This window comes from Pseudomonas sp. 05N434 (genome assembly GCF_056396965.1).
In genome coordinates this window covers 1-7010 of record NZ_JBFTMK010000246.1, presented here as the reverse complement: position 1 = coordinate 7010, position 7010 = coordinate 1, and the positions used below count along the sequence as shown (strand labels likewise).

Annotated in this window: 6 protein-coding genes; 5 read left to right on the top strand and 1 reads right to left on the bottom strand. The window is 60.7% G+C overall.

The features are described from left to right. The 5 genes from AC1DLB_RS16580 to AC1DLB_RS16560 all read left to right on the top strand — a co-directional run. Positions 1 to 388 (top strand): tetratricopeptide repeat protein (locus tag AC1DLB_RS16580; protein ID WP_477785298.1); only part of this gene is annotated, 388 nt, incomplete at its 5' end. Beyond that, complete coding sequence (gene bamB / locus AC1DLB_RS16575) at positions 381 to 1532, top strand: outer membrane protein assembly factor BamB (protein ID WP_477785297.1); 1152 nt, start codon at positions 381 to 383, stop codon at positions 1530 to 1532. The genes AC1DLB_RS16580 and bamB, both read left to right, overlap by 8 nt. Before the next feature lie 135 nt (positions 1533 to 1667). Further along, a complete protein-coding gene (gene der / locus AC1DLB_RS16570; RefSeq protein ID WP_018927059.1) occupies positions 1668 to 3140 on the top strand; it encodes a ribosome biogenesis GTPase Der in 1473 nt (490 codons plus the stop codon). Positions 3141 to 3443: 303 nt separating this feature from the next. Beyond that, positions 3444 to 4592, top strand: coding sequence for a pyridoxal phosphate-dependent aminotransferase (locus tag AC1DLB_RS16565; RefSeq protein WP_018927058.1), 1149 nt, complete (start codon positions 3444 to 3446; stop codon positions 4590 to 4592). Then, positions 4580 to 5371: an amidohydrolase gene (locus AC1DLB_RS16560; protein WP_086944863.1), complete on the top strand. Its 792-nt coding sequence runs from the start codon at positions 4580 to 4582 to the stop codon at positions 5369 to 5371. The genes AC1DLB_RS16565 and AC1DLB_RS16560 overlap by 13 nt, the downstream gene beginning before the upstream one ends. A 68-nt stretch (positions 5372 to 5439) precedes the next feature. Here the strand turns inward: AC1DLB_RS16560 and leuA are convergent. After that, positions 5440 to 7010 (bottom strand): 2-isopropylmalate synthase (gene leuA, locus AC1DLB_RS16555; protein WP_477785296.1); only part of this gene is annotated, 1571 nt, incomplete at its 5' end.

Sequence of the window (7010 nt, the reverse complement as noted above, 5' to 3'; positions counted from 1 at the left end):
CGGGGGCACTGCCTACGCGCAATACGGCAGCCTGTTCGTGGCGAAAGTCGCGGTCGACAGCGGCAAGCTGGACGACGCAGCCAGCGAGCTGAAAGCCATTGTCGACAAACCGGCCAACCCGGCACTGGGCGAAATCGCCCGTCAGCGCCTGGCGCAGGTGCTGGCCGCGCAGAACAAGGTCGATGAAGCCCTGAAACTGCTCGAAGGCGATGCCGACAAGGCGTTCCTGGCCACTCGCGAAGAACTCAAGGGCGACTTGCTGGTGCAACTGGGTCGTACCGACGAAGCGAACGCTGCGTATCAAAAAGCCAAGGCGGCACTGTCGGATGAAGCGGCGGTCGGTGGCCTACAAATCAAGCTGGACGACCTGGCCAAAGGGGATGCGTGACGTGATCCGTTGGAAACATGCAGCATTGCTGGCTCTGGCCATTCTGGCCGCGGGTTGCAGCAGCAACAGCAAAAAAGAGTTGCCACCGGCCGAGCTGACCGACTTCAAGGAAGAAGTGGTTCTGCACAAGCAGTGGAGTCGTTCGATCGGTAACGGTCAGGGCGAAACCTACAACATGCTGGTTCCGGCGATCGATGGCGATACCATCTATGCCGCCGACGTCACCGGTGTGGTGATGGCGATGGATCGCAGCAATGGCGACGTCAAGTGGAAGAAAGATCTCAAACTGCCTGTCTCCGGCGCCGTTGGCGTGGGTTACGGTCTGGTCATGATCGGCACGCTCAAGGGTGAAATCGTTGCCCTGGATGCCAGCAGCGGTGAAGAGAAATGGCGCGCTCGCGTGACCAGCGAAGTTCTCGCACCACCGGCCACCAACGGTGACGTTGTTGTGGTTCAGACCCAGGATGACCGTCTGATCGGTCTGGATGCCTCTACCGGCAACCAGCGCTGGTTGTATGACAGCACGCCAGCGGTCCTGACCCTGYGCGGCACCAGCGCACCGATCGTCACCAACCGCCTCGCGGTGGCTGGCCTGTCGACCGGTAAAGTGGTTGCTCTTGATGTGTCCAACGGCGTGCCGGTTTGGGAACAGCGTGTAGCGATTCCACAAGGTCGTTCGGAGCTGGAGCGTGTGGTCGATATCGACGGTGGCTTGCTGCTGTCCGGCGGTACACTGTATGTCGCCAGCTACCAGGGTCGCGTCGCGGCACTGGACCTGGAAAGCGGTCGTCAGCTCTGGCAGCGTGATGCTTCCAGCTATGCCGGCGTCGCCCAGGGTTTTGGCAGCGTCTATGTGAGCCTGTCTTCGGGCACTGTTGAAGGCGTCGACGAGCGTTCCACCACTGCATTGTGGAGCAACGATTCGCTGGCCCGCCGTCAACTGTCGGCTCCGGAAGTGTTCTCCAGCTACGTTGCAGTCGGTGACCTGGAAGGTTACCTGCACCTGCTGAGTCAGGTGGACGGTCGTTTCGTCGGCCGCGAGCGCATCGACAGCGACGGCCTGCGTGCCCGTCCGCTGGTGGTGGGTGACACGATTTATGTGTATGGCAACAGCGGCAAACTGGAAGCCCTGACCATCAAGTAAAGACTATGCTTGGGGTTTAACCCCCAAGCGGCCTTGTTCTGCAAGGCTCGCAGCGCTTTCAAGCGCTGCCCCGAGCACCAGCCGCTGCCTCGCAGCGGCTTTTGTATTTTCTGAAATAACGAAGTGGAGAGCCGCATGGTTCCCGTAATCGCCCTGGTGGGCCGACCGAACGTCGGCAAGTCCACCTTGTTCAACCGCCTGACCAGGACTCGCGACGCCATCGTCGGCGACTTGTCCGGTCTGACCCGTGATCGCCAATACGGTGAGGCCAAGTGGCAAGGGCGTTCCTACATTCTGGTCGACACTGGCGGTATCTCCGGTGACGAGCACGGTATGGACGAAAAAATGGCCGAGCAGTCGCTGCTGGCCATTGAAGAAGCGGATGTCGTTCTGTTCCTGGTAGATGCCAAGGCCGGTTTTACCGCCGCCGACCAGATGATCGCCGAGCACTTGCGCAAGCGTAACAAGCGTTCCTACGTGGTCGCCAACAAGGTCGACAACATCGACCCTGAAATGGCCCGCGCCGAATTCGCCCCGTTGGGCATGGGCCACGCGATCCCGATCGCCGGTGCCCATGGTCGTGGCATCACCCAGATGCTGGAAATCGCCCTGAGCGACTTCCCGAAAGACGAAGAAGAACCGCAAGAAGGCGAAGAGGAAGAGATCGTTGCCGAAGGTGAGGAAGCCAAGCGCATTCCTGGCCCAAGCGAAAAAGACGGTATCAAGATCGCCATCATCGGTCGTCCGAACGTCGGCAAGTCGACCCTGGTCAACCGCATGCTCGGTGAAGACCGGGTGATCGTGTATGACCAGCCCGGTACTACCCGTGACAGTATCTACATCCCGTTTGAGCGTAACGACGAGAAGTACACGCTGATCGACACCGCTGGTGTGCGCAAGCGCGGCAAGATTCACGAAGAAGTCGAAAAGTTCTCCGTGGTCAAAACCCTGCAGGCGATCAAAGACGCCAACGTGGTGATCTTCGTGATGGACGCCCGCGAAGGCGTGGTGGACCACGACCTCAACCTGCTGGGTTTTGCCCTTGAAGCCGGTCGTGCGTTGGTGATCGCGATCAACAAGTGGGACGGCATGACGCCGAGCGAGCGCGACTTCGTGAAGGTCGAACTGCAACGTCGACTGTTCTTCGTCGACTTCGCCGACATCCACTTCATCTCGGCCCTGCACGGCACTGGCGTAGGTAATCTCTACGCGTCGGTACAGAACTCGTTCAAGTCCGCGGTCACCCGCTGGCCGACCAACCGCCTGACCCAGATTCTGGAAGATGCGGTCGGCGAGCACGCGCCTCCGATGGTCAACAACCGCCGGATCAAGCTGCGTTATGCCCACTTGGGTGGTGCGAACCCGCCGATCATCGTGATCCACGGTAACCAGATCGAGAAGGTGCCGAAGTCTTACGTCCGTTACCTGGAAAACACTTACCGTCGTGTGCTCAAGCTGGTCGGTACGCCGATCCGCATCGAGTTCAAGGGCGGCGAGAACCCGTACGAAGGCAACAAGAACTCGCTCACCGACCGTCAGGTCAACAAGAAGCGTCGTTTGATGTCGCACCATAAGAAGGCTGACAAGAAGCGCCGCGACAAGCGCTGATTCAAGGCCTCACTCTTTTTGTGAGGGCTTGTTGTGGCGAGGGAGCTTGCTCCCGCTGGACTGCGAAGCGGCCCCAGTATCTGCAACCGAGATCGTTCAGTTGGAACGCATCGGTTGATTTGCGACTGCTGCGCAGCCGAGCGGGACGGTGCGGCGTTCCGACAAGCTCCCTCGCCACAAGTTATGCGGTGTACATTAGAAGAAGGGTGCCGGTTGGCGCCCTTTTTTTGTGGGCGTCGTTTGGGCTATCCTCGGGCTCTCCCGTGCCGCCGTTAGAGCCGGGTGTAGCCCAGGGAATCACCGATGATCACCAGTAAGCTGCCGAATGTCGGCATCACTATCTTCACGCAGATGTCTCAGCTCGCGACGCAAACCGGGGCGATCAACCTGTCCCAGGGTTTTCCCGATTTCGACGGCCCGCAGGCCCTGCGCGATGCGGTCGGTCGGCATATCGCCAGTGGCCACAACCAGTATTCGCCGATGACCGGCTTACCGGCGTTGCGTCAGCAGATCGCGGCGAAGATCGCTCGCAGCTACGGCGCGCATGTTGATGCCGACAGCGAAGTGACGGTCACCCCCGGCGCGACCCAGGCGATCTTCTGCGCGATTCAGGCGGTGATCCACAGCGGCGATGAAGTGATCGTGTTCGATCCGTGCTACGACAGCTACGAGCCCTCGGTCGAGCTGGCCGGTGGTCGCTGTGTGCATGTGCAACTCGGCCTGAAGGACTTCGCCATCGACTTCCAGAAGCTCGCCGAAGCCCTGAGCCCGCGCACGCGGATGATCATCCTCAATACCCCGCACAACCCAAGCGGTGCGCTGATCAGCCGTGCCGAGCTGGATCAGCTGGCGGCGTTGATCCGCGACCGCGACATCTATGTGATCAGCGACGAAGTCTATGAACACCTGGTGTTCGACGGTGTGTCTCACGCCAGCGTATTGGCCCATGAAGAGCTGTATCAGCGCGCTTTCGTGGTCAGTTCGTTCGGCAAGACGTACCACGTCACTGGTTGGAAAACCGGTTATGTCGTGGCGCCGCCGGCCCTTAGCGCGGAGCTGCGCAAGGTGCACCAGTACGTCAGTTTCTGCGGCGTGACGCCGTTGCAGTACGCGTTGGCCGATTACATGGCCGAGCACCCGGAACACGTCGAAGAGCTGCCGGGCTTCTATCAGGCCAAGCGCGATCTGTTCTGCGATCTGCTGACGCCGTCGCGCTTCAGTTTTACCCGCGTGGCCGGTACTTATTTCCAGTTGGTCGATTACTCGCAGATTCGCCCGGACCTCAATGACGTCGAGATGGCGCTGTGGATGACCCGCGAGCATGGCGTCGCGAGCATTCCGATCTCGGTGTTCTACCAGACTCCACCTGAAGGCCAGCGCCTGGTGCGTCTGTGCTTTGCCAAGCGCGAGGAGACCCTGCGTGAAGCAGCGGCAAAACTATGCCTGATCTGAGTACTCTGCCCAATCTGAATCTTGCGCTGATCCAGACCACCCTGGCCTGGCACGATCGTCAGGCCAATCTGGAGCATTTCGAGCCGTTGCTGGAACAGGCTCGCGGTGCGGACCTGATCATCCTGCCGGAGATGTTCACCACCGGTTTCTCCATGGAATCGGAAACCCTCGCCGAGCCGGAAAATGGCCCCACCAGTAAATGGATGCGGGCTCAGGCAGCGAAGCTGGGCGCGGTGGTGACCGGCAGCATCATCGTCCAGGCGGCTGACGGTAGCCATCGCAATCGTCTGTTGTGGGCACGGCCGGACGGGGAGGTGTGGCACTACGACAAGCGTCACCTGTTCCGCATGGCCGGGGAGAACAATCACTACACCCCGGGCGAGCGTCAGGTGCAGTTCGAATTGAAGGGTTGGCGAGTGCGGCCGCTGATTTGCTACGACCTGCGCTTCCCGGTCTGGAGTCGCGATCCGCAAGACACTGACTTGCTGCTGTACACCGCCAACTGGCCGGGCGCACGGCGTCAGCACTGGAACCGATTGCTGCCGGCACGGGCGATCGAAAACCTCTGCTATGTGGCGGCGGTGAACCGTATCGGTACCGATGGCAAAGGCTTCGCGTATACCGGTGACAGTCAGGTCCTGGATTTTCAGGGCGAGACGTTGCTCGGTGCAGGCGATGCCGATGGCGTATTCAAGGTCGTGCTCGACGCGGCAGAACTGGCGGCATATCGCACACGGTTCCCGGCGAATCTGGATGCGGATACCTTCGAGTTCACCTGACCGATCGTTGAGCAACAAAAAAGGCCCCGAGGTTTTCACCCCGGGGCCTTTTGCATTTGCAGCGAAGCTTACGCCGCTTTCGCTTCCGGCTGGCTCAGGGAGCGGTTCAGTGCGCTGAACAGGGCCTTGAAGCTGGCAGTGGTGATGTTTTCATCGATGCCGACGCCATGTACCGCACGCTCACCATTCACCCGCAGTTCAATGTAGGCCGCGGCCTTGGCATTGGTGCCCGCGCCGATGGCGTGTTCGTTGTAGTCCATGATTTCCACCGGGATCGGCAGGCCGGCCACCAGTGCTTCCAGGGCACCGTTGCCCTTGCCGCGCCAGTGCAGGTTGGTTTCGCCCTGACCTTTGCTGGAAACTTCGACTTCCACGGCGCTGTGTCCGTTTTCTTCCTGCAGGCGATGGCTGACCAGCGCGTACGGGGTGTTGGCCTGCAAGTACTCGCTGTGCAGCAGCGCGTGGATCTGCTGGGCGGTCATCTCCAGGCCCAGGCGATCGGTTTCACGCTGCACGACCTGGCTGAACTCGATTTGCATGCGACGCGGCAAGCTGATGCCGTATTCCTGTTCCAGCAGGTAAGCGATACCGCCCTTGCCCGACTGGCTGTTGACGCGAATCACCGCCTCGTAGCTGCGGCCGATGTCGGCCGGGTCGATCGGCAGGTACGGCACTTCCCACAGGGCGTCCGGTTGCTGCTGGGCGAAGCCCTTGCGGATTGCATCCTGGTGCGAGCCGGAGAACGCGGTGTGAACCAGGTCGCCGACGTACGGGTGACGTGGGTGCACCGCAATCTGGTTGCACTCTTCGACGACTTTGCGCACGCCATCGATATCGGAGAAATCCAGCTCAGGGTTGACGCCCTGGGTGTAGAGGTTCAATGCCACGGTGACGAGATCGACGTTACCGGTACGCTCGCCGTTGCCGAACAGGCAGCCTTCGACACGGTCGGCGCCGGCCATCAGGCCCAGCTCGGTGGCGGCCACGCCGGTGCCACGGTCGTTGTGGGTGTGCAGGCTGATGATCACGCTGTCACGACGGTTGATGTGACGACCGAACCATTCGATCTGGTCGGCATAGATGTTCGGGGTCGCGCATTCGACGGTGGCGGGCAGGTTGAGGATCACCTTGTGCTCAGGCGTCGGGTTCCACACCTCGATCACCGCGTCGCAGACTTCCTTGGCGAATTCCAGTTCGGTGGCGCTGAAGGTTTCTGGCGAGTATTCGAAGGTCCACTCGGTGTCCGGCTGCTGGGCGGCATATTTGACGAACAGCTTGGCGGCGTTTACGGCGATGGCCTTGATCCCGTCCTTGTCCTGGTTGAAGACAATGCGGCGGAAGGAAGGGGAGGTCGCGTTGTACAGGTGAACGATGGCCTTCTTGGCACCGCGCAGGGATTCAAAGGTGCGCGCGATCAAGTCTTCACGGCCCTGGGTCAGCACCTGAATGGTGGTGTCGTCCGGGATGTGGCCGCCTTCGATCAGGGTGCGCACGAAGTCGAAGTCGGTTTGCGAAGCAGCCGGGAACGAGGCTTCGATTTCTTTCACGCCGACCTGCACCAGGGTCTTCCAGAAACGCAGCTTCTTGACCGCGTCCATTGGCTCGATCAACGACTGGTTGCCGTCACGAAGGTCCGAGC

Bases quoted from the DNA above. Each gene is read 5' to 3' on its own strand.
- AC1DLB_RS16565 (WP_018927058.1), top strand. From the start codon at position 3,444: ATGATCACCAGTAAGCTGCCGAATGTCGGCATCACTATCTTCACGCAG.
- AC1DLB_RS16560 (WP_086944863.1), top strand. From the start codon at position 4,580: ATGCCTGATCTGAGTACTCTGCCCAATCTGAATCTTGCGCTGATCCAG.
- der (WP_018927059.1), top strand. From the start codon at position 1,668: ATGGTTCCCGTAATCGCCCTGGTGGGCCGACCGAACGTCGGCAAGTCC.